This window comes from Paenibacillus sp. Soil750, from assembly GCF_001428045.1.
Lineage (GTDB): Bacteria > Bacillota > Bacilli > Paenibacillales > NBRC-103111 > Paenibacillus_E > Paenibacillus_E allorhizoplanae.
Genome location: NZ_LMSD01000012.1, coordinates 1,158,068 through 1,181,208 on the forward strand (window position 1 = coordinate 1,158,068; position 23,141 = coordinate 1,181,208).

Sequence of the window (23,141 nt, forward strand, 5' to 3'; positions counted from 1 at the left end):
TATTTATATTCACAGATTTTTAACCAACCATGGATACGCCTGACTCCCATTCACTTCGTGGACACCATCATATAGATGTACGCCCAGTCGCTCAGGCACTCCCGCCAACGCATACTCTCGCTGCAGGTAGGAAACGGCTGCTTCCACGCCATCAACAGGAAAAATCGGATCCTGTCTTCCTGATGCAATGAATAACGGACGCGGAGCAAGCAAACCGATTAATTCAGGAAGTTCCGCGAAGTCGAGAGCGCCAGGCAGATAGTTATCGATACAATGCCGCACACCCATGATGCTGCGCTTAAATGTATTGGTGAACGCACACAGGACCGAAGCCTGAATGCGTTCATCTAGTACAGCCGTGTAAGCGGCAAGCAAGCCACCACCCGAAAATCCAAAACAACCGATTCGACTCGCGTCTACCTCCTCGCGTGACACGAGGTAATCTAACACACGGATCGCCTCTTGCACACGAACACCAGCAATAGACATCCCATATAGCATAAAATGAGAAGCAAGCGTCTGACAGGAAGAGTTCCCCACTTGTCCATCCTTCTTGTCCAATTCCAATCGTCGATCACCGAATCCGAGGATTTCAGGCACAACAACGACGAAACCGCGCCTAACCAACTCTAGCGCATAGTTGCCATGAAGATCCCATTCCCCCGTATTCTCAGTCCCATCAGCATTCAAACCAACGATCTGCCTACTCCCATAGCCATGACCATGCAGAGCAAGCACGGCAGCACGTTTATGAGTATCGCCTTTGGGCAACAGGACATACATGGGAACGCGAAAACCCCAAAACGTTCCGATTTCAATTCGTTCTCGGATATGATCCTCAAGCTGGACACGATCAAGAAGAACAGGACGAAGATCGTCCTGTTCTTCTATGGTCACAGCTAAGGAGTCAGCCAAGCGCTTTTTCATATGTGCTTTTGCATGTTCAGCCCATTCCGTACGACTCTGCTCGCGTTTCAACTCGAAAGCGCGGTAGAGCTGTTCCATACTTACATCAGGACTCCACATCTAGCTCAACCTCCATCACTGGTTAAAATTTCACAAGTTTATCTACAGCAACTGGTTGCCCCGTACGCAATGAAATATTGCCAGCAATACCTGTTAGAATGGACATCGCTCCATCCACATGGGATGCCGCGCGGTTGAATCGATCGTCAGATGGCTTGTCAAAAATATCCTTCAATAGAACTGGATCACCACCACCGTGGCCGCCAACGCCTTCTTCGATTTCAACTTCATAAGGTGCTGCAAACATCGGGAATACAGTAATCGTTTTCGCTTTCAACGCACCCTCATCTGCTTTGTCGCCACCGGAATTCACGTACGATTTCTCAACAACTTTCATTTCAATACGGCCTTTGCTGCCGTTAATGTTCACATTAAAGCCTTCCCACGGCAAGTACGCATTCAAGGAGTACGTTAGAATCGCTTTGTTTTTGTAGCGAACCATCACACCCATCGTATCTTCAATGGAGATCCCGTCGCCAAAAACGCTCTGATCACGCTGATAACCATCCTCATGCTCCGCATCCAAATAGAGCCCTTTGAGATGTTCATTCTTATCCAATTGAAGTGCAAAAGGATCTTCTTTCGCATAGGCATTCCCTGTTGCACGTTGATAGAACTTTGTTTCTCCGCGTTTCTCTGCGTTGGCTTTTCCATAGAACATCAGATCTCCCATGGCAAAAACCGTCTCAGGCTGCGTCCCCAACCAGAAGTTAACCAAGTCAAAGTGATGCGTTGACTTATGCACAAGCAACCCGCCGCCATTGCGTTTATCGCGGTGCCATCTGCGGAAGTAGTCAGCTCCATGCTCTGTATTGAGCAACCATTCGAAATGAACGGAATGGACATCACCAATCGTTCCATCCATAATTAACTCACGAATTTTCGTATTGTGCGGTGCATAACGGTAGTTAAACGTAACACGAAGCTGGCGGCCCGTACGTTTAATCGCATCCAAAATTTCTTGGCATTTCTCTTCATCAACCGTCATCGGTTTTTCTGAAATGACATCACAGCCTAGTTCCATTGCTTTGATAATATACGTGTGATGGGTACGATCCACGGTTGTTACGATGATCGCATCCGGCTTCTCATTACGGATCATTTCTTCAAATTGATCGGCTTTATACGTAGGAACGGCATGATACTCATACTTGTTAGCAAGCAAGTCATTCGTAAAGTTCATGCGCGTTTGGTTAATATCACAAATGGCAACAAGCTCAGATGTATCTCTAAAATCCTTCACCATGGAGCCATAGAAGAATTCAGCTCGTCCACCAGTACCTACAATTGCATAACGTGTTTTCATCGGTTAATGCCCCTCTCGATTTAAAAGAATGTCATCTCTTATAGCAAGATTAATACAATATTTGTTGTGTTTCTAATCAAATATTACCCCATGCCTTTATTTCCTTGCATATATTGCTGTAAAATAGAGAGACTGAACCTAACCTAGAGAGGTGTCTATGTTGTTTCATTACGAGATTGAAAGAATTCGCAGAGATCAGCCCTACACAATGCTAGTGAATCATTTCCATGACCATTATGAAATTTATTATTTACTCAGCGGTAAACGCAATTATTTCATTCAAGACCGCGTCTATGCGATGCAAGAGGGTGATCTTGTATTTATTAATAAACATACACTCCATAAAACGCTAGATGCCAATGATCGTCCGCACGAGCGCATCTTAATCAATTTCGAAGAACGCTGGCTCGCTATGAAAGATGATGAGACTTATTCAATTGCGCTATCTCCGTTTCGTCCAAAGCATTATATCGTCTCCCTTTCCGGCGCTAATCGCACGCTCGTTGAGAATTTGCTCTTCAGCTTATTGCGAGAAAATCAGCAAGAGCAGCTCGGTTGGGAGCTGAATAGCAAAGCCTTACTGACACAGCTGCTCATATTCTGCTCGCGACTCATGGAGCAGCCCGGAACGCTAGATGAGCATCCCCAGGCTTATAATCCGAAGATTTTCGAGATCGTCAGCTATATCAATGAACACTTCAATGAACGACTAACACTCACGCTAATCTCCGAAAAGTTCCATATTAGTCCGAGTTACTTCTGCCGCTCATTCAAGGATACGATTGGCTTCTCGTTTGTCGAGTATTTGAACAACCTGCGCATCCGTGAGGCTCAACGCTTATTAAGGGAAACGAAACTCAAAGTAATCCACATTGCCGAGCAAGCAGGCTTTGACAGCGTCGCTCACTTTGGACGTGTATTCAAGCAAGTTACGTCGCAGACCCCATTGGAATGTCGGAAGATGATGCATCTGGGTCTGTGATCAATTTCCGATAATCGGTCGGCGTCATCTGTTTAAGACCTTTGAACGTCTTAATAAAGTAACTCGGACTCTCGAAGCCAACCTCACTCGCAACATCTATGATTTTGATTTTCGGATCTTCCAGACACTTCATCGCTCTCTCGACTCTATAGAAGTTGAGGTATTCGATGGGTGTCTTTTTGACGATTGCCTTGAAGAAACGGCAGAAATGACCTTCACTCATCCCGATCATCGCTGCGAGCTCTGAAATCAGAATCCGCTGATTATAATGCTCATGCATATATTGAAGCGCAGGCTTAATTCTCTCAATTTTGCTTGCTTGTGTTGCGTTTCGAGGCAGATCAGAGGATAACTCACTATGTGGCAGCAACTCAGCAAATATCGCGAGCAGATCCGCTTTTATTTGGAGCTCATAACCCAGCGGCTTTATCTCGAATTGCTTAATAATGTTCATGAGCATCAGGCGTACATGCTGTTCCCACGAATCCGTTGAACGGAAGATGCCTGGTAAAATTAATCGCCGTTCAATCCACGGCTGTATGTATTTACTTTGGATGACATCATAAGCACTGCTGCTGAGTAAGTGTGAATCGAAGACGATAGCATGAAAATAGGCCGGAAGTTCGCTCGCTGGATAACAAGCATGTAACTGACCACTCGGAATGAGCAGCCCTTCACCTTGACGTAGCTCAGTCAAAGACGAACCAATATAGAAGCATGCGCTTCCTTCTGTCATATAAATAAATTCAATTTCCTTATGCCAGTGGTAGTTAAAGAAAACATCATTGACCTTCTCAACTCGGTACACACTTAGCGGGAACATGAGATCGCCGTGCATTCGACCTTCATGCAAAGCATCCATATTCATAACGTCACACCTTTTATCAAAATTGTTATATATCTGCATCAGCATTTTGCAAGACAATCATAACATAAAGCGGTTACACTTTTAATCAAAGACTCTTAAGAGTATCAGTATAGTTATAGAATTAATACACAAGGAGCTGACTGCGTTGAAATTCAGTGATGGTCAATGGATGACCCGTAAGGAATACCAAATTATTAGTCCTGTTGAAGTACATGATGCGTATACAACTGATCGTTCTCTTACCCTTTTCGGTCCGCCTAAACCGATCATTGACCGTTCTGGTGAATTAGATACGCCTTTAATTGAAGTCAAACTATCCTCTCCCTTGAAGGATGTTATTCGTGTTCAAATTTATCATTATAAAGGGAAGAAGCAAGTGGGTCCCTACTTTTCACTCAACACAGATGAGGGCCACACCCTGCAGATTGAGGTAAATAAGCTAGAGGCAAGCTTAACCAGCGGCAACCTAAAGGCCAGCATTCGAAGAGATCAACCATGGCATCTGGCATTTGATTATCAGGGGCGCAAGCTTACTTCCAGCAGTTTCAAGGGCATCGGATACGTAATCTCTGATAACGGGGCTACTTATGTAAGAGATCAGTTAGACTTAGGGGTTGGTGAGAGCGTCTATGGCCTCGGTGAGCGGTTTACTTCTTTTGTCAAAAACGGACAAAGCGTTGATATCTGGAACCGTGATGGTGGAACGAACTCCGAACAATCGTATAAAAACATTCCTTTCTACCTGACCAATAAAGGATATGGCGTATTCGTTAATCACCCCGAGAATGTTTCGTTTGAGGTTGCGTCTGAGAAAGTATCTAAGGTGCAATTCAGTGTAGAAGGTGAATATCTCGACTATTTCCTGATTGGCGGTGCTAATTTAAAGGAAGTACTTGGAAATTATACGACGTTAACAGGAAAACCTGCGCTGCCGCCAGCTTGGACATTCGGACTCTGGCTGACCACTTCGTTCACAACTAATTATGACGAATCCACCGTAACTAGCTTCATTGATGGGATGGCTGAGCGAGAATTACCACTTCACGTCTTCCATTTCGATTGCTTTTGGATGCGTGAGTTCCACTGGTGCGATTTCGAATGGGATAAGCGTATTTTCCCAGAGCCCGAACAAATGCTGCAGCGCCTCAAAAGTAAAGGTTTGAAAATCTGCCTGTGGATCAACCCCTATATCGCGCAGCGTTCCCCGATGTTTGAAGAAGGCATGCAAAGCGGTTATTTACTGCAAAGACCAAACGGGGATGTATGGCAATGGGATATGTGGCAGCCCGGCATGGGCATCGTCGACTTTACGAATCCCGCCGCGTGTGAGTGGTACGCAGCAAAGCTAAGAAAGCTAGTCGATATGGGTGTAGATTCCTTCAAGACTGATTTCGGCGAGCGCATTCCAACGGATGTCGTCTATCATGACGGTTCCGATCCAGTCAAAATGCACAATTATTATACCCAACTGTATAACAAAGTGGTATTCGATGTGTTAGAAGAGAAGCTTGGGAAAGGCGAAGCTGCCTTGTTCGCTCGTTCCGCAACAGCAGGCGGACAACAATTCCCCGTCCATTGGGGAGGCGATTGCACCGCGACTTACGAATCGATGGCTGAAAGCCTACGAGGCGGCCTATCACTTGGACTTTCCGGATTCGGATTCTGGAGTCACGATATCGGAGGATTTGAAAGTACATCCAGTGCTGATCTATATAAACGTTGGGCCGCTTTCGGACTGCTCTCCAGCCATAGTCGTCTACATGGCAGCCGTTCGTATCGTGTACCGTGGATGTATGATGACGAAGCGGTTGATGTATTGCGCTTTTTCACGAAGCTCAAAAGCAGATTAATGCCTTACATGTTCCAAACGGCTGTTGACGCTTCCAGGTTCGGATTACCGCTAATGCGCGCGATGGTGCTGGAATTCGGCGATGATCCGACATGTGATCATTTAGATCGTCAATATATGATAGGGGATTCGCTTCTAGTCGCGCCAATTTTTGATGAGTCGGGCGTAGTGTCCTACTACCTGCCTGCTGGAACTTGGACACATGTATTAACAGGGGAAAAGGCCGAAGGCAATCGATGGTACAAGGAGCGCCATGATTATATGAGCATCCCACTCCTCGTACGATCGAACACGCTGTTAGCGATCGGGACAGTTGATACGAAGCCAGACTACGATTACTTGGCGAATAGTGAATTCCACCTATTTGAGTTAGAGGACGGACATGAAGCCGTTTCCCGCGTATATCATCCGACAACGAAAGCTGAGTTTACACTCACCGCAAAGCGCGATGGCCATGTCATCCAGATCCTACCTACGGGCAATTCAGCTCCTTGGAGCCTTGTACTTAGAAACACAACATCGGTATCTAAAGTTGAAAATGGCACCCTTTCACCGCATGAGTATGGCCTGAAAGTCACGGCTATCAACGCTAACTCAGCTATCTTCCTAACGCTCTAATAGAACGCAAATAAACTTCCCTTTCACTTCAATATGAATGTGAGGGGGAAGTTTTGCTTTTCGCTCCGTTACCCGAAATTTGAATTTAACTGGAAAATATACATCTATTTCGGAGAAATTCACTCGATTTTACAATTTACCATTTATTCACGCTGTAGAGCGAAGATCCGGGCATGAAGCCTCACCTCACTCACTCCACTCCCACCAACAGCCCGCCGCGGAACCTCCACAAATTAAAAAACCTTCGTGCAAGCTCACGCTCACACAAAGGTTTGTCAGTTAGAAACTGAAATATTGCTTGGCATTGTTGTAGGAGATACCTTGAACCAACTGTTTCAACAGCTGCTCGTCGTTCGGGAACTCACCTGCTTCAACCCACTCACCGATCATGTTGCATAGAATGCGACGGAAGTAATCGTGGCGCGTGTAGGACAAGAAGCTGCGGGAGTCCGTAAGCATCCCAACGAAACGTCCGAGCAATCCGAAGTTGCCAAGGGATTTCATTTGGGAGATCATGCCGTCGCGTGTATCATTGAACCACCATGCGGCGCCCAATTGGATTTTGCCAGCGATGCCATCGCCTTGGAAGCTGCCCATTAAGGAAGCAAGAATCTCATTGTCACGTGCGTTCAAAGAATATAGAATGGTACGCGGCAATGAATCTGCCACAGCAAGTGCGGACAGTAATCCCGTTAATGCACCCGCAACCGGGCTATCACCAATGGAGTCAAATCCTGTATCTGGACCTAGCTTAGCGAACGCCTGTCCATTGTTGTTACGGGAAGCATTGATATGATACTGCATTGCCCAATCCAATTTCTTGTAGATGCCGCCAAGAAAGATGAGTGTGAATGCTTTGTACTTCTTCTCATCTTCCAGACTCACTGCTTGACCAGCAAGACCTGCCGCGAAGATCGCATCAACTTCTTCTTTGGTCGCTACCGCAAAAGGCACATAATCCAACGCATGGTCAGACACTTTACAGCCGACAGAGTCAAAGAAGACAGCACGGCTTTCTAAACCAGCCAATAAATCATCATACGTGCGGATCGGCGTGCCTACTGCTTTTTCAAGTTGAGCAATCCATGGAAGGAATGTAGCACGGTTGATTTCCAGCGCCTTATCCGGACGGTAGGATGGCAATACTTGCGTATCGAATCCTTCAATGTCTTTGATTTTGATGTGGTATTCCAAGGAATCCACAGGATCATCAGTTGTACAAATGACCGTTACTTTGGAATTTGTGATCAGGTCTCTAGCGCGGGATCCACCCTCAGCCAGCTTCGCATTCACTTTTTCCCAAATTGCTGGTGCATTCTGCTCATTAATGATATCGTACACACCGAAATACGTTTGAAGCTCCATGTGGGACCAGTGGTACAATGGATTGCCGATCGCCATAGGAAGCGTGGAAGCCCATGCTACAAAGCGATCATAATCACTAGCTTCACCTGTAATCTTGGACTCGTCGATACCGTTGGCACGCATCATCCGCCATTTGTAGTGGTCACCATATAACCAAGCTTCAGTTATGTTGTTAAATTGTTTATTTTCATAAATTTCCTTCGGACTTAAGTGGCAGTGATAGTCAATAATCGGCAGTTCTTTGGCATATTCATGAAAAAGATGTACGGCAGTTTCATTGTTAAGTAAGAAATTTTCGTCTAAAAACGTTTTCATAAAGCGATTTCCACCCTTCTCAAGCTGAATGATCTGCCATCTATATTAGCAAAAAATCAGCTCAGAAATCTTGCGATTTCGTGCTTTTATTTCATAAAATATGCATATCTTGACCTCTAGAAGGGTTCATAGCGGCTAAGGGAGCGTACTTCTTACATTTAAATTTGTTTCAATTTCTTCTGGTATCGCTTCTGTAGCACCAGGAACATGACGGGATTTCACATTAATCTGGTCAGAAGAAGAAATGCTGATATGGACAGAACCAGACAATACATGTGCACGTATTAAGATCGGCTGATTATAATCGTTTCGAAAACTAAAATCAGGCCCTCCCCAATTCACGGTAGCATCTCTTCCATGGGGCACATAAGGCACCGATCGACTGTGGGAGTACCTTTCAATAATCGTGAGCCCTGCACGGTCAACTGCATTAAATAACGTTGAGGATATTTGACAAATACCGCCACCGATTCCCTCGGAGAATTCACCCCTTACAATCACCTTTGCGGACATATACCCCCTGCTCGGTGTTCGAACGCCTACAACGCGATTGAAAGAAAACGTCTCATTCGGCTGCACAACATAATTGTTGATCGCTTGTGTGGCTAATTTGAGATTCGTTACACGGTGATTATTGCGGGAATTAAAATAGGTAACATAATAGCCTATTGGACGGACTCGAATGCTGGCAAGCAGTTCACTATCTACTTTGGGATACAAGGATTGCAGCGGTAACGCCACATTCATCGGGCCTTCTGAATAAAAATGCCCATAGAATTGGTTGATAAAAGCACGTCGATTCAACCGAACGCCTGCAATCTCTTTAACAATGCCCCCATTGTCACTAATTGTAGCGTTAATTGGCTTGCGGTAAATCGTTTTGTCAATTTGTTCAGCAAGCCGGTCTAATTTCTGCGTATCTACCAGTGGAATATCCAAGAGATTGGTCGTAATCGGCTCTCGCCTAATCTGAGCCATCTTTTCACCATTCGAATTCTCCGTTAGTTGAAAAGGCAATTCTTTGGGCTGGGCAAGCAGTAACAGGCCCAATAGCCATTCGTAGCGCATGAACGCAATTCACCTCCTGCCCCTAGTGTAAACAAATGTCAAAATTCCATGCAATGACAACTCAGATACATTTTGAAAATGGAATTCCACAAACGGTAAAATTTATTTGACAGTCGGCGAGCAGAGCGATAAACTTCAAACAAGATGAAGTAAAAGGAGGATTTTTCTAATGACGTTTGAACACAATCTTGAGAAATATGCGGAGCTGACTGTTCGAGTTGCACTCAACATTCAAGCTGGTCAATCGCTTTGGATTAATGCGCCAATTGGGCACCCCGAATTCGTAAGACTCATCACTCGTAAAGCGTACGAAGCAGGCGCTAAGCATGTACATATTGAATGGCAAGATGAAATCTGTACCCAAATCCGCTATACACACGCACCCGATGAATCATTCAATGAATACCCAGCTTGGCGTGCGCAAGCACTAACCGAGTTAGCTGAAAACAATGGCGCCTACTTATGGATTGACGCGGACAACCCAGAGCTGCTGAAGGATGTGGATCCTGCTCGAATCTCAGCGAATGCGAAAGCGGCAGGTCCCCTGCTGGTCAAATGGCGTGAATACATGTCCTCTTACAAAATGACATGGTCCATCATCGCTGCCCCTTCCCTAGCCTGGGCACAAAAGGTATTCCCTGATCTCGAAGATCAGGCTGCAGTCACAGCCCTTTGGGATGCGATATTTGAAGCCACCCGTGTAGATCAAGAAAATCCTGTACAAACGTGGCAGGATCACAATGCGACTCTCCGTAGCAAACGGGAACAATTGAATGAGAAACAATTTCATAAAATCCATTACCGCGCTCCTGGAACGGAGCTTACGGTGGAACTTCCACCTCAGCACATTTGGCGTGGCGGTTCCGCGACGAACGAAACAGGCGGCTTCGATTTCAACCCGAACATTCCAACTGAGGAAGTGTTCATTTCCCCGAATCGCCTAGGAACGAATGGGACCGTCTGCAGCTCCAAGCCGCTTAGCTACCAAGGCAGCTTGATCGATAACTTCTCGATCACCTTCGAGCAAGGCCGCGTCACCCACTACACAGCGGAGCAAGGCTTTGAATCGCTGCAAGCGATGATTGAGATGGATGAAGGCGCACACTTCCTAGGCGAAATCGCCCTTGTACCGCATGTGTCGCCGATTTCGAATACGAATCTTATCTTTTTCAATACGCTCTATGATGAAAATGCTTCAAATCACTTGGCCCTCGGTCGTGCCTTTCCGACTTGTATTGAAGGCGGTACGAAGATGACCAAAGAAGAACAACTGCAAGCAGGACTGAATGACAGTCTCATTCACGTCGACTTTATGATCGGCTCCGCCGAGATGGATATTGACGGTGAACTCGCAGATGGCACGTTAGAACCGATCTTCCGTAAGGGGAATTGGGCGTTTTAATTAGAAAGAGGGTATCCCTGAAAGCCATGTAAGTGGCGAGGGATCCCTCTTTTTCTACTTATGTATGATTTGATTTTTAATAAGCTCAATTTGACGAATTCGATTCGCATCTCTAGTACGCACAATGAAAGTCCAATCCTGATGCTGCCAGAGTTCACCGATTTTCAATTCCGACTGCTTACTGTATAGCCAGCCACCGATGGAGTCCACGTTCTCGTCGACGATGTCAAGCCCCAATCTAGCATTTAACTCAATGATCAAGGCGTTACCGTCGACGACATAGTGTCCTTCGGCTAACTTATCAATTTCTTGCAGTTCATCTTTATCAAATTCATCACGAATTTCCCCTACGATTTCCTCCAGAATATCTTCAATCGTTATCAATCCTGACGTTCCGCCGTACTCATCCATCAGCAAAGCGATATGTACGTTTTCACGCTGCATCTTTTTGAGCAGAGACTTTACAGGCATTCCTTCGGGAATCGTCATAATCGGTTGAAGTAAACCTTTGAAATTAAAATCCGGATTCGAGATGTAACTTAAGAAAAATTGCTTCGTATTGATGAATCCAATAATATGATCTTTGCTCTCTTTGGCTACGGGAAAACGTGTGTATTGTTCTTTGATTATAATATTCATGTTCTCTTCAAGTGATTTATCCGCATAGAGACAGATCATATCCGTACGTGGGACCATGATTTCACGCGCCAACAATTCATCGAATGAGAAGATGCGATTCACATATCCGTATTCGGTCTTATTTATTTTTCCACTCTCAAGGCTGTCTGATAAAATAATGCGTATTTCCTCTTCGGAATGAGCTTCTTCGTGTTCGCTGGCTGGCTTAACGCCAAATAGCTTGACAAGCTGAGTAGCTGAACCATTTAAAATCCATATAAATGGGTACATCATTTTATAAAAGAAAATAATAAACGGAGCTGTTAGAATTGAAATCGCTTCAGCTTTCTGAATCGCTAACGTTTTGGGAGCTAGTTCACCAAGAACAACATGAATATAGGTAATGGATAAAAAGGCGATACCAAAAGATAGGATGTGCGACAGTGTTTCACCTACACCAAGCCCATGGAACAAAGGACCGAGGATCTTCTCGACCGTTGGCTCACCTAACCAACCGAGGCCTAGCGCGGTAATCGTGATACCGAGTTGACATGCGGATAAGTAGCCATCCAGATTGGAGGTAACGGTTTGCACTGCTAGTGCATTTTTCTTGCCTTCTGCAACCATTTGATCTACGCGGCTTGGACGAATACGAATAACAGCAAATTCTGTCGCGACAAAAAAAGCGGTAAGTACGATCAGTACTGCGATTAAAACCAAATTGATTAACATGGTAACCTACCTTCTGCGTATAGTTTGTCTATGTTAGTTTAACTTTCTTGGTTGAACTTATCAATTTTTGCCACCTCCATCAATCAAGGAAATGTAATAAGGCTCGGATTGTAGTTATTCAACTACGATCCGAGCCTATTCATTTCTACTTTCTAAACTGCCAGGTTCTCTACCCTTACATTTATTTCCAGAACGTGAAGCCCTGTCAAGTTCTCCACATATACGTATGACACCAAATGGCGATTTCACAGACACAAGGATCACCTCCCATTATCGATGCTTTTGAGAATTTGTTTAAACGCATGAAAGTCCTTAATTAAGTAATTAAGCCTCTTTATTAATTGATTAGCGATATCCGAAGTACAAGCAAAACCAATCTCATCAATTAACTCATCTAATTCACCCGCCAATACGATGAAATCAATATTATCCTTTTCTTTACTTATCTTCATTTTGATGTCATTCGCTAATGCTTCGCCAAGCTCTCTCATGTGTTTCACTTCAAGATGTTTTGTCATTTTCACCAATGGAGGGGTATAATCCTTTCGAAAATCGATGCCAGGAACTTCCTTCCAAAAGGTATTCCACTCTTGTATTAGTCCCGCTTTGTAAAATAATAATTTAAGATAGCCGCATAACCAAGATGTGCAACTAGTATTTCTATTCAGACAGCCCACACCGTCTACTAAGTAAGAACAAGCGCGGCAACAAGAACCACCATTTTGAATACACACCTTACAAATATGATCTGCCCCTAAACCGTTTAACTGTCTCATGCCATAATCGATCAGATACTTTCTTGAAGCAATATAGAATTCATCGTCAATTAACACACATACCAGTTCCTTACTTTCAAATAACTATATATTTGATTTTTTGAATATTACACTTATACTATAACTGAAAAGTATTCAATAACGCAAAGGATTTTAAAACTTGCTTCCATACATTCCGGTTTATGTTATGATATTCTATATATTCAAATGTTCGAATATTGATAGTAGAGGAGAACGGTATGTATCAAGAAATACAGCATTTTAAAGCCGATTTTTTCAAGGCATTAGCACACCCATTGCGTATAAGAATCCTTGAAGTTTTAGTAGATGGCGATAAAAACGTGAATGAGATACAAACGATATTAGGCAGTGAAGGTTCTGCCGTTTCACAACAGTTAGCCGTGTTAAGAAATAAAAACGTTGTCCGTGGGATCAAAGACGGAACCTCTGTGATCTACTCCCTTACAGATCCTTTAATTAAAGACCTGCTTATTGTTGCCAAGCAAATATTTGATAACCACCTTGTGAATGCGATTTCCATGTTAGAAAACATAAAGAATCAATAAATACTTCTATTTTCACAAAAAGGAGTGAATCGGGTCCATTGTTCTCGATTTATATCCTTTTTTTATTGTGATTTCCTAGCAGAAATATCAAATTGACACCCCTTTGTTTTATATATATGATTTTATATATATTCAAATAATCAAATATTAAAGTTGGTGAAATTCGATATGAAACTTTCTTTTAGAGGCAGATTCCAAGGCTACAATAGAAAAAAATTTCAAAAAGACTTGGTTTCAGGTCTGATTGTCGGAATTGTCGCCATCCCATTAGGAATGGCGTTTGCAATTGCTTCAGGCGTAAAGCCTGAGTACGGGTTATACACGACTTTTATAGCGGGCATCCTCATTTCATTATTCGGTGGTTCCAAGTTTCAAATTGGCGGTCCGACAGGCGCATTTATCCCCGTCCTCTTCGCGATCGTCATGCAATATGGGTACGAAAACTTGCTTATCGCAGGTTTTATGGCAGGCGTTATTTTGCTATTCATGGGGATTTTCAAATTAGGCGGGGTCATTAAATTCATTCCACGTCCTGTCACAATCGGTTTTACCACAGGAATTGCTGTTACCATTTTCACAGGACAAATCGCCAATTTTCTTGGGCTGCATGATCTTCAAAAACATCAAGAATTTCTTTTCAATATGAAGGAATTAATCATTCACATTTCAACAATCAATTTGTACAGCGTCCTAACTGCTGTGGTTTGTCTGGTGCTTATTCTTCTCACACCACGCGTGTCCTCTAAAATTCCTGGATCCTTAGTGGGATTGTTGATTTCAGCGGTTGTCGCATCCCTCTTCTATCCTGACAAGATTGCAACCATCGGGTCAACCTACGGCGCAATTCCGAATAGCTTGCCAAGTCTTCACTTCCCTGAACTCAGCATGGAACGTATGCAATTTCTAATAAAGCCTGCGCTTGTCATCGCGATGTTAGGCGGCATCGAATCCTTGCTCTCTGCTGTCGTTGCTGACGGGATGTCAAGAACAAGGCATAACAGCAACCGGGAATTGATTGGTCAAGGTATCGCCAATATGATAACGCCGTTGTTTGGCGGCATCCCTGCAACCGGGGCTATTGCCCGAACGGCAACCAATATAAAGAGCGGTGCGGAATCTCCTTTCTCCGGCATCTTCCACGGCATTGTGGTGCTGCTGGTTTTGCTCATATTCGCTCCCTATGCTTCAAGCATTCCGCTTGCAAGTATGGCACCGATCTTAATGGTCGTTGCTTGGAATATGAGTGAACGCAAAGAGTTCGCTCACGTCTTAAAAACCAAAACTGCGGAGTCCGTCGTTTTGCTTATTACCTTTCTTCTTACTGTGTTTACCGATCTGACAACCGCAGTCGAAGTTGGATTGCTTTTGTCTGGCATCATTTTTGTGAAACATATGAGCGACTTACTCCGTACTGCCAAGGTTTTGCCTAACCCTTCTGATAAGCATGAACACGTAACCGCACATATCGTTACTGAGCAGCATAATTGTCCTCAAATTAGTATCTATACCGTGGAAGGCGCTTTATTCTTTGGGGTTGCCAGTGCGTTTGAGCAATCCATTATGGCAGAAATCCATACCAACCCCAAAGTATTACTACTGAAAATGGGGAATGTCCCCTATATGGATACAACAGGAACAGCCCATTTATCACGTATTATCAGACACTTTGACCATCACGGTTGCACCGTAATCATTTCTGAAGTTCAAAACCAACCACGCCGCATGTTGCGAAAAACAAGATTGGACGTCTGGATTGGGCAGGAGAACTTTTACGATAAGACAGGGGATGCTCTTAACTTCGCCATAACGAAACTGAACCACGCGCAATGTCTTGGGTGCAAGCATTTTGCCTTCCGCGAATGCAAACATCTGTCTGACCCGCGAGTGATTTACGTTCGAACGCCATTCGATTGACGAAGTGGCTTCACAATTACAAACAAGCTGGGCGCTATTTAATGTGTCCCGGCTTGTTTTGTTTTTTATTACCTCACACAAAAAGGAAATCACGAGCGAACAAAGAAAATATAGCTTCATATAGTAAAGAAGGATGGTTACATGTAGATTGGGAATGTTAGTCAAAGGAGCATGGGCCCGAGGATTTATCGTCTAGTCATCCAATCAAAAGGAGTTGATCCGATGAGTATCAAACCGAACATCGCGGCAATCAGTGTCAACTTTGATCTTGGAGCAGGTCGCCGAGGGGCAAGCCATGGACCTAAGGCGATTTTTGAAGCAGGACTACTTCAAGAACTACAGCAATTAGCCTATACAGTAGATCATGTTGCTGATCTTCGTCTTGTGAATGACACAGCAACTCACTTAGATACGCAAGTAGATTCAACCAATCTCAATTACTTCGCTGAGGTTATAGAAATTAATACCCAGCTTGCCGAGCAAGTATCTCAGGTTGTCGGCCAAGGTCATTTCCCACTCATTATCGGCGGCGATCATAGCATAGCAATTGGCACAATTGCAGGATTATCCGCTCATTATTCGAACCTAGGGGTCATTTGGATTGATGCTCATTCCGACCTAAATTCACCGGACACAAGCCCATCTGGTAATATCCACGGCATGTCCCTTGCCGTCAGCTTGGGTATCGGGCATCCATTATTAACGGATATATATGGGACTAACCCCAAGGTGAAGCCGGAGAATATCGTACTCATCGGGGCTCGGTCTCTGGATGAAGGTGAGAAAAAGCTGATTCGATCACTAGGTATCAAATGTTTTACCATGTACGATATTGATCGCAAAGGCATGGCTCATGTGATGCAAGAAGCCATTGATTATATTAAAATAAAAACAGATGGCGTTCATCTTAGTTATGATGTTGATTCCGTAGACCCCATCGAGGCACCAGGAACGGGGACTGCAGTCAAAGGAGGACTTCATTTCCGCGAAGCTCATCTCGCTGTGGAAATGCTGCATGAAGCTGGCATCGTGACTTCTGCCGAGTTTGTTGAAGTGAACCCGCTGCTCGATGACAGCAACAAAACCTCCCAGTTGGCCGTAAGCCTCATCAGCTCCTTGTTCGGTGAGCAAATCTTATGAGCGCGATCCAGGAGGTGAATCTCATACCAACGATTAAAAGAGTAACTCCCCTATTTCGAATTTTTGATGAAACGAAAGCCAAGGAATTTTATATTGATTATTTAGGCTTCTCTCTAGGCTTTGAGCACCGTTTCGAGCCCGATTTACCTCTCTACATGGAAGTTACCTTAGGATCACTCGTTATTCATTTAACGGAGCATTACGGCGACTGCAGTCCAGGGGCGGCGATTCGCGTAGAAATGCAAGAAATTATTGCTTTCCATACTCGCTTACTCGAACAAAAATTCAAATTCTCCCGACCAGGCATTGAAAAAACACCATGGCATACCCGCGAAGTGACTGTGACTGATCCGTTCGGAAACCGAATCATGTTTTATGAGAGAATGGAATAATGATGCACAAATAACCCCCGCTCTTGTTGATAGAGACGGGGGTATTGTCATGGCCGACTACTGCTTAGTCTGCTGGACGAAGCAATCTGTCACCTGCGATACCAGGAGTGGTCATTTGAATCGGATTCAGAATTTCTTCGATCTCCTCTTGTGTGAGAAGACCTCGTTCTAAGATGAGTTCCTTCAATGTGAGGCCCGTACGAACGGCCTCTTTCACAAGCTGCGCGGCAACCTCGTAACCTAGATGCGGATTTAACGCGGTTACGATACCGAAGCTTTGCTCCACGTAATTCTTACACCTTTCGCGATCCGCTTCCAAGCCTTCTATTGCGAAGCGCTCGAACACACTTGCTGCATTTCGTAATATTTTAAGGGACTGCAAGAGATTAAAAGCAAGAACTGGCCCCATCACGTTAAGTTCAAACTGCCCTGCTTCACAGGCCAAACAAATCGTATGATCGTTTCCTATGACCTGGAAAGCCACTTGGTTCACTACCTCCGGCATCACGGGATTTACTTTACCGGGCATAATGGACGAACCAGGCTGTCTTGGCGGCAACTTAAGCTCGCCTAAACCTGCGCGAGGCCCAGAAGCCATCATGCGGATATCATTGCATATTTTCGAGAGATTCACAGCACATACTTTAAGTGACGCAGATAGCTCGGTGTATGCATCCATGTTCTGTGTGCCGTCGACTAAATGCTCCGAGATTTCAACTGGAATACCAGCCGCCGCTTTCAAATGAAACATAACTCGCTCCACATATTCTGGCTTGGCATTAAGCCCTGTACCTACGGCAGTTGCTCCCATATTGACGATCAGAAGCCCTCGCATCGCTTGTTTGATTCGATGGATATCACGCATCAATACACGCGCATAAGCGCCAAATTCTTGGCCCATACGGATCGGCACGGCATCTTGGAGATGGGTTCTCCCCATTTTGATCACATCATCAAACTCAATTTCTTTCCGTGCGAAAGCGCTTTGCAAGGAAGTTAACGCTTCTATTAATTGCTCCGACAAGCGGTAGGCAGCTATTTTGATTGCTGTTGGAATCACGTCATTCGTCGATTGTGACATGTTCACATGATTATTCGGGTTACAATGGAAATAACTTCCTTTTTCCTCACCTAGAATCTCAAGGGACCGATTGGCCAGCACTTCGTTCATATTCATATTGATGGAGGTACCTGCTCCGCCCTGAATGGAATCGACGATAAATTCCTCTAAGAGCTTACCGCTACTCACTTCTTCAGCGGCTTGTACGAGGGCTTCTCCAATTTTCTTAGGCAGCATATGTGTATCCATATTCGCTTGTGCCGCTGCACGCTTCACTTCCGCCAACGCAGTAATAAGCTCACCATGAATCGTAACACCTGTAATCGGGAAATTTTCAATGGCTCTCATTGTTTGAATGCCGTAGTAGGCATGAGATGGGACTTGCTTCTCTCCTAAAAAGTCTTTCTCGATGCGATAACTCATTCGACTACCATCCTTTTTCACTTCATATTTCATTCCCAAAGCTTCAATTGAACCTAGAACGACAATAAGTCCACTAACATGGTTATTTTTAGCTAAAAAGTGAGGGATATGCACCGGATAGCTAAGATTGCAATTCCTCGCCTATTTTTCAATTATATACTCAGGAAGTCATCGTACGCTAATAATAGAATACAATGAAGTACAACCTTGATATATGTTATGGGGAGGAAAACTTATGCCTACACAAAGTTCGAAGATTATTGAGCAAACTGAGAAATATGGTGCACGTAATTACAACCCCCTGCCGCTGGTAATTTCCAAAGCCGAAGGCGTTTGGGTTGAAAATCCCGAAGGCCATCGATACATGGACATGCTGAGTGCGTATTCAGCTCTGAATCAAGGACATCGTCATCCACATATATTAAAAGCATTAGTTGAACAAGCAGGCAAAGTTACTTTGACTTCTAGAGCTTTTCATAGCGAGATCCTTGGGCAGTTCTATGAGAAATTGGCGCTATATACGAGTAAACCCATGATCTTACCTATGAATACCGGGGCAGAAGCGGTTGAAACAGCTATCAAAGCTGTCCGACGTTGGGGCTACGATGTGAAAGGGATTCCGGAGAATCAGGCGGAGATTATTGTCTGTGAAGGGAATTTCCACGGTCGCACCGTGACGGTTACCTCATTCTCCTCTTCTCCGGAATACAAACGGGGTTTCGGGCCTTTCACACCGGGCTTCCGGATGATTCCATACGGCGATGTTGAAGCGTTACGTGAGGCAATTGGGCCGAACACGGCCGGGTTTATGGTGGAGCCCATTCAGGGCGAAGCAGGTATTGTGATCCCGCGTGAAGGATTTCTGCGGGAAAGCTATGAGCTCTGCAAGGCGAATCAGGTCTTGTTCGTCGCGGACGAAATCCAGACGGGATTCGGCCGCACGGGCCGCCGCTTTGCCTGCGACTGGGAAGGCGTCACGCCGAACCTGTATGTGCTGGGCAAAGCACTTGGCGGCGGTGTTTTTCCGATCTCGGCCGTAGCCGGAGATCGTGAGGTCCTTGAGGTGTTCGAGCCGGGGTCACACGGCTCGACGTTCGGAGGCAACCCTCTCGGCTGCGCCGTCGGGATTGCTGCACTTGAGGTGTTGGAGCAGGAACAGCTCGCGGAGCGTTCCGATTCGCTAGGGGCTTATTTCCTGAAGCGGCTTCAAGAAATCGAGAATCCGCTCATTCAAGAGATTCGCGGCCGCGGCTTATTCATCGGGATCGATTTGACGGTCCCGGCCCGGCCATTCTGCGAAGCATTGAAGGATAAAGGCCTGTTGTGCAAGGAAACACATGAGCATATCATTCGCTTAGCGCCTCCCCTTGTCATCACGAAGGATGAGCTGGATTGGGCTTGGCAGCAGCTACACGAAGTATTACGAGTGGAGTGAGTTGCAGCGGTAGGACGTCTCTAAGTCGATTTTTTCGACTTACACAGGCGTAGCTTGGCTTTGCAACGTCTGTAAGTCGATTTTTTCGACTTACAGAGGCGCGACTTGGCTTTGTGACGCCTCTAAATCGATTTTTTCGACTTACAGAGGCGCGACTTGGCTTTGTGACGCCTCTAAGTCGATTTTTCCGACTTACAGAGGCACAGCTTAGCTTTGGGACGTCTCTAAGTCGATTTTTTCGACTTACACGTGGTAGATGGAGGTGAGGTAAAGAGTAGCTTTTTGGAGTAGCTGGTAGAGGATTGGTAGGTAATGAGCATTTGAACAGAGGGAAGACATTCGTCCCGAAGGGTATCTTTCTATGTGCAGGAGTCTTTCTTCATTCAAACACAAGTTCCCCAAATTGCTGAGGAACATGAAAATTAACGATCCCTGTAGGCGACCAGGCTGAATAATGCCGAACGCCATCGCGATCATCATCGATACGGAATACATTCCAATGCCAAACAACTCCGGAATGAGGCACCCCTGCCCCATCTAAATCCGCGAATGGGATCCGCACATCATAGACGAGCCATCCGTCATCGTTACTTGGTGTGACTTCGGCTTGGAATCCCTTCGCAATCCACGAGGTATCCACATCCTTGTTCCCATCCAGCTTATTATGTATCAACGCATCGAATAAGACGCCCCGCGGGCTTACTTCAAACTCGTAGTAGGTCGTGCCGCCGCCGAATGGGTCGAGGAACACTTCTACCACGTCCTCCTCATAGAGAGGATCGTCACGCCGTGTCATCGTCGTCACCACATGGTCATCCTCACATTCGTATCGAATGTACAGACTCTCCGCAGTCCAGCATGCACGAAAGCGGGTTTCCAGTCTCGGTACATCCGCCGACACCACATCACGCAAGTAACCAACTTGTACATCTTCCCATTTCACACGACTAACTTCATCTATGTAGCGACAAATATATCTCATCTGTATTCCTTGCTCCCCCACTCTTTCAAATCAATTCTTATAGACTATATTAATATCATGTTCCTTGGAAAGGAAGCTCGAAATTTGGTCTCTTGCTTCTGATTTCACATCTTTCAACCAGGAAGCCTCCAAACGTTCAATCGCTTCTATACGTAAATCTTCATATTTACTCTTCGCCTTCTCTGTTTCGCGCGACCGATTAGAGGCATACAGAAACAGCGTAATACATGCGAGCAACAAGCCGCATAACAGTTTATTTGAAATGAGTAAATCCAATATCAGGATGGCGTTACCGCTCGAACGAACGATGACTTGTCGATATAACATATAAATGACGATGAGTAAAATAGCTCCTGTCGCGATCGATAGAATGGGTTGCATTTTTTTCATATTGTCCCATTTCATCTTTCTTTCTTGCAACTCTTTCAGCAAGACTTCTGTATCATCACTCACATTTATCTTAGGCCCAATCACAGCATCTCCCCCTCGTTACCATGCTATGCTTGTCTATTGCTATTCTTTCCATAAAAAAAAAGACCAAGAGCATCACTCCTCACGCCTCGCTGAAGATGCTCTTGATCTTGACCTATTATTTTAGTAGAAAATTTTTAATAATTGCCGATTAGAACCGTTTCTTTCCTACAAGAAACTTTTTATTTCCTTTTTTAGCTGCTACCGGTACATGCTTGTAGCTGCGTACCATCTGTGTTTTACAAAGCGGGCAAGTTGGTAAAGCTTCCGTTACGAATTCTTTGCGAACCCAAGCTTTACATTCTGTTGCTTTACATTTCCAAATCTCAATCTGTTCAACTTCTGGTTTCTGTTCTTCCGTTACAATACTCGTTGTTGTAGACATTTCAATTATGTGCTCCCTGCTTCGTAGATTAGACTACTTATTATTATACAGATCGCATCGAATATCAAGTCTTTCCCGTGTTCAAAAGTATTTACCAGTGGTAGAATAGACAAAGCGATTGCAATTTAGACACAAAATACAAAGGCAGGAATATCGCATGACCAATCTACTACGTGAATGGAAGCTTCAACTCGAAGGCTATAGCCGAAATATTAAGCTATTTTTCTGGTTCAATTTTGTTTGGAACTTGGGCATTAGCATGTTTGGGCTTGTGTACAACCTCTATGTACGAAGCTTGGGCTATGAGCAAACGATGGTAGGCAGCATCGTAGGGATGACAGCTTTGGCCGCGGCCATCATCCTCATCCCGGCGGGCATCATGAACGATCGCTTCGGCCCTAAGCGCGTCATTTCTTTCGGTCTCATTTTTACAATTGCCGCACTGACCGCACGATCACTCATTCAACTCCATGAAGGCATGCTGATTTCCGCTTTCTTAGGAGGCATGGCTTTAGCCGTCGTCTCCGCGACAATTCTACCTTTCATGGCTAATAACTCAACGCCTCAGCAGCGTGTTCATCTCTTTTCCCTTAATATGGCTTTGGTTATGCTGGCAAATGTGATTGGAATAGCAATCGGTGGCGTGCTTTGTGATTTCTTCCAATTCATAATTGGTGTAGATGAAATACATAGCTTACGGTATACCTTGCTCATTGGCGTCGCCATCGCAGCACTGGGTGTCATTCCGATGTCTCTTTTTGAAAAAAGTGATCTCGAGAAGGAAGAAGATGCGCCGCACCGCGAATCTTTGAGCTGGAAAGCTACTTGGCGTGAACATAAAACGTCTATCCAAGTCATCGCGATATTTTGTTTGCTCGGTTTACTGTCCTCACTTGGCGGCGGAATGATTGTTCCCTATCTCAATGTGTATTTTGAAGATCGCTTTGAGGCATCGAAATCCGCGATCGGTATCATCGTTGCTTTAGGACAAGCTGCTACTGGCGTTGCCTTCTTAATTGGACCTATGATAGCCAAGCGTTATGGTGAAGTGAAATCAGTCGTCTATCTGCAGTTGAGTTCGATTCCTTTTCTGCTCATCACTGCTTTTTCAGCTAACCTATATTTATCGTCCGGTGGCTATCTATTCCGCCAAGCACTAATGAACGCGGCCAATCCTTTTTATAATTCGATCAAAATGAGTTATGTCCATCGCTCGCTTCGGGGGCTTGCCTCAAGTTCCGGAGAGGCTGTATTCAACCTCGGTTGGTTTATCGCCTCACCGATTAGTACAGGCCTCGTCTTCCGATACGGCAGTTATTTCGGATATGCCTACGCCTTTTGCATCACAGCCGTTGTATACTCCGTTATTTCATTTTTATTTTATTTTTTCTTTGGCAAGGAGCGTTTTAAAACCCTGGAATAAACCCACCGAAAAAAGCTCCTTTCCC

20 protein-coding genes are annotated in these 23,141 nt (G+C 44.8%); 9 read left to right on the top strand and 11 right to left on the bottom strand.

Translation table 11 applies throughout. The features are described from left to right. Positions 1-9: 9 nt before the first annotated feature. Positions 10-1,026, bottom strand: a complete 1,017-nt coding sequence (locus ASL11_RS16985) for a dienelactone hydrolase family protein (RefSeq protein WP_056616734.1) — start codon at positions 1,024-1,026, stop codon at positions 10-12. Positions 1,027-1,048: 22 nt separating this feature from the next. After that, a complete protein-coding gene (locus tag ASL11_RS16990) occupies positions 1,049-2,332 on the bottom strand; it encodes a Gfo/Idh/MocA family oxidoreductase (RefSeq protein WP_056616737.1) in 1,284 nt (427 codons plus the stop codon). Between the two features lie 157 nt (positions 2,333-2,489). Here ASL11_RS16990 and ASL11_RS16995 point away from each other — a divergent pair, with 157 nt between their 5' ends. Further along, positions 2,490-3,314 (top strand): helix-turn-helix transcriptional regulator, encoded by an 825-nt coding sequence (locus tag ASL11_RS16995; RefSeq protein WP_056616740.1) that lies wholly within the window; start codon positions 2,490-2,492, stop codon positions 3,312-3,314. Here ASL11_RS16995 and ASL11_RS17000 read toward each other — a convergent pair. Then, on the bottom strand, positions 3,262-4,182 hold the full coding sequence (locus tag ASL11_RS17000) for a helix-turn-helix domain-containing protein (protein WP_056616743.1): 921 nt from the start codon (positions 4,180-4,182) through the stop codon (positions 3,262-3,264). The two genes, ASL11_RS16995 and ASL11_RS17000, sit on opposite strands and share 53 nt — an antisense overlap. A gap of 145 nt (positions 4,183-4,327) precedes the next feature. On the opposite strand from ASL11_RS17000, the gene yicI reads away from it, so the two are divergent. After that, complete coding sequence (yicI, locus tag ASL11_RS17005) at positions 4,328-6,649, top strand: alpha-xylosidase (protein WP_056616746.1); 2,322 nt, start codon at positions 4,328-4,330, stop codon at positions 6,647-6,649. Positions 6,650-6,928: 279 nt separating this feature from the next. Here the strand turns inward: yicI and uxaC are convergent, their stop codons facing one another. Continuing rightward, entirely contained in the window at positions 6,929-8,329 is a 1,401-nt protein-coding gene (gene uxaC, locus ASL11_RS17010) for a glucuronate isomerase (protein WP_056616749.1), read from the bottom strand. 135 nt (positions 8,330-8,464) lie between these two features. Beyond that, positions 8,465-9,397 (bottom strand): VanW family protein, encoded by a 933-nt coding sequence (locus ASL11_RS17015; RefSeq protein WP_056616752.1) that lies wholly within the window; start codon positions 9,395-9,397, stop codon positions 8,465-8,467. A gap of 169 nt (positions 9,398-9,566) precedes the next feature. Between ASL11_RS17015 and ASL11_RS17020 the strand changes: the two genes are divergently transcribed. Beyond that, positions 9,567-10,799, top strand: a complete 1,233-nt coding sequence (locus ASL11_RS17020; RefSeq protein WP_056616755.1) for an aminopeptidase — start codon at positions 9,567-9,569, stop codon at positions 10,797-10,799. A 54-nt stretch (positions 10,800-10,853) separates the two neighbouring features. Here ASL11_RS17020 and ASL11_RS17025 read toward each other — a convergent pair whose 3' ends face one another. Together ASL11_RS17025 and ASL11_RS17030 are read right to left on the bottom strand one after the other, a co-directional pair. Then, positions 10,854-12,149, bottom strand: a complete 1,296-nt coding sequence (locus ASL11_RS17025; protein ID WP_056616759.1) for a hemolysin family protein — start codon at positions 12,147-12,149, stop codon at positions 10,854-10,856. Positions 12,150-12,409: 260 nt separating this feature from the next. Then, the gene (locus ASL11_RS17030) at positions 12,410-12,982 is read right to left on the bottom strand and encodes a hypothetical protein (RefSeq protein ID WP_056616762.1); all 573 of its coding nucleotides are present in this window, start codon (positions 12,980-12,982) and stop codon (positions 12,410-12,412) included. A gap of 182 nt (positions 12,983-13,164) precedes the next feature. Here ASL11_RS17030 and ASL11_RS17035 point away from each other — a divergent pair, with 182 nt between their 5' ends. From ASL11_RS17035 to ASL11_RS17050, 4 genes are all read left to right on the top strand, one after another. Next, positions 13,165-13,491, top strand: a complete 327-nt coding sequence (locus ASL11_RS17035; protein ID WP_056616766.1) for an ArsR/SmtB family transcription factor — start codon at positions 13,165-13,167, stop codon at positions 13,489-13,491. A 168-nt stretch (positions 13,492-13,659) separates the two neighbouring features. After that, positions 13,660-15,405 (top strand): SulP family inorganic anion transporter, encoded by a 1,746-nt coding sequence (locus tag ASL11_RS17040; RefSeq protein ID WP_056616769.1) that lies wholly within the window; start codon positions 13,660-13,662, stop codon positions 15,403-15,405. Between the two features lie 228 nt (positions 15,406-15,633). Further along, positions 15,634-16,545, top strand: coding sequence for an arginase (gene rocF / locus ASL11_RS17045; protein ID WP_442953070.1), 912 nt, complete (start codon positions 15,634-15,636; stop codon positions 16,543-16,545). Next, positions 16,542-16,937, top strand: a complete 396-nt coding sequence (locus tag ASL11_RS17050; protein WP_056616775.1) for a glyoxalase superfamily protein — start codon at positions 16,542-16,544, stop codon at positions 16,935-16,937. Before rocF ends, ASL11_RS17050 begins: the two co-directional genes overlap by 4 nt. Before the next feature lie 64 nt (positions 16,938-17,001). Here ASL11_RS17050 and ASL11_RS17055 read toward each other — a convergent pair whose 3' ends face one another. After that, complete coding sequence (locus ASL11_RS17055) at positions 17,002-18,420, bottom strand: aspartate ammonia-lyase (RefSeq protein WP_082595515.1); 1,419 nt, start codon at positions 18,418-18,420, stop codon at positions 17,002-17,004. 235 nt (positions 18,421-18,655) lie between these two features. Between ASL11_RS17055 and ASL11_RS17060 the strand changes: the two genes are divergently transcribed. Beyond that, positions 18,656-19,855, top strand: a complete 1,200-nt coding sequence (locus tag ASL11_RS17060) for an ornithine--oxo-acid transaminase (protein ID WP_056616780.1) — start codon at positions 18,656-18,658, stop codon at positions 19,853-19,855. A 379-nt stretch (positions 19,856-20,234) separates the two neighbouring features. On the opposite strand, the gene ASL11_RS17065 is transcribed toward ASL11_RS17060, so the two are convergent. The 3 genes from ASL11_RS17065 to ASL11_RS17075 form a co-directional block, all read right to left on the bottom strand. Further along, entirely contained in the window at positions 20,235-20,837 is a 603-nt protein-coding gene (locus ASL11_RS17065; protein WP_056616783.1) for a carbohydrate-binding family 9-like protein, read from the bottom strand. Positions 20,838-20,867: 30 nt separating this feature from the next. Beyond that, complete coding sequence (locus ASL11_RS17070; RefSeq protein WP_056616787.1) at positions 20,868-21,311, bottom strand: DUF2663 family protein; 444 nt, start codon at positions 21,309-21,311, stop codon at positions 20,868-20,870. A gap of 148 nt (positions 21,312-21,459) precedes the next feature. Further along, a complete protein-coding gene (locus tag ASL11_RS17075; RefSeq protein WP_056616791.1) occupies positions 21,460-21,693 on the bottom strand; it encodes a cold-inducible protein YdjO-related protein in 234 nt (77 codons plus the stop codon). Between the two features lie 157 nt (positions 21,694-21,850). Between ASL11_RS17075 and ASL11_RS17080 the strand changes: the two genes are divergently transcribed. Next, positions 21,851-23,116, top strand: coding sequence for an MFS transporter (locus ASL11_RS17080; protein ID WP_056616794.1), 1,266 nt, complete (start codon positions 21,851-21,853; stop codon positions 23,114-23,116). The last annotated feature ends 25 nt before the right edge of the window (positions 23,117-23,141 follow it).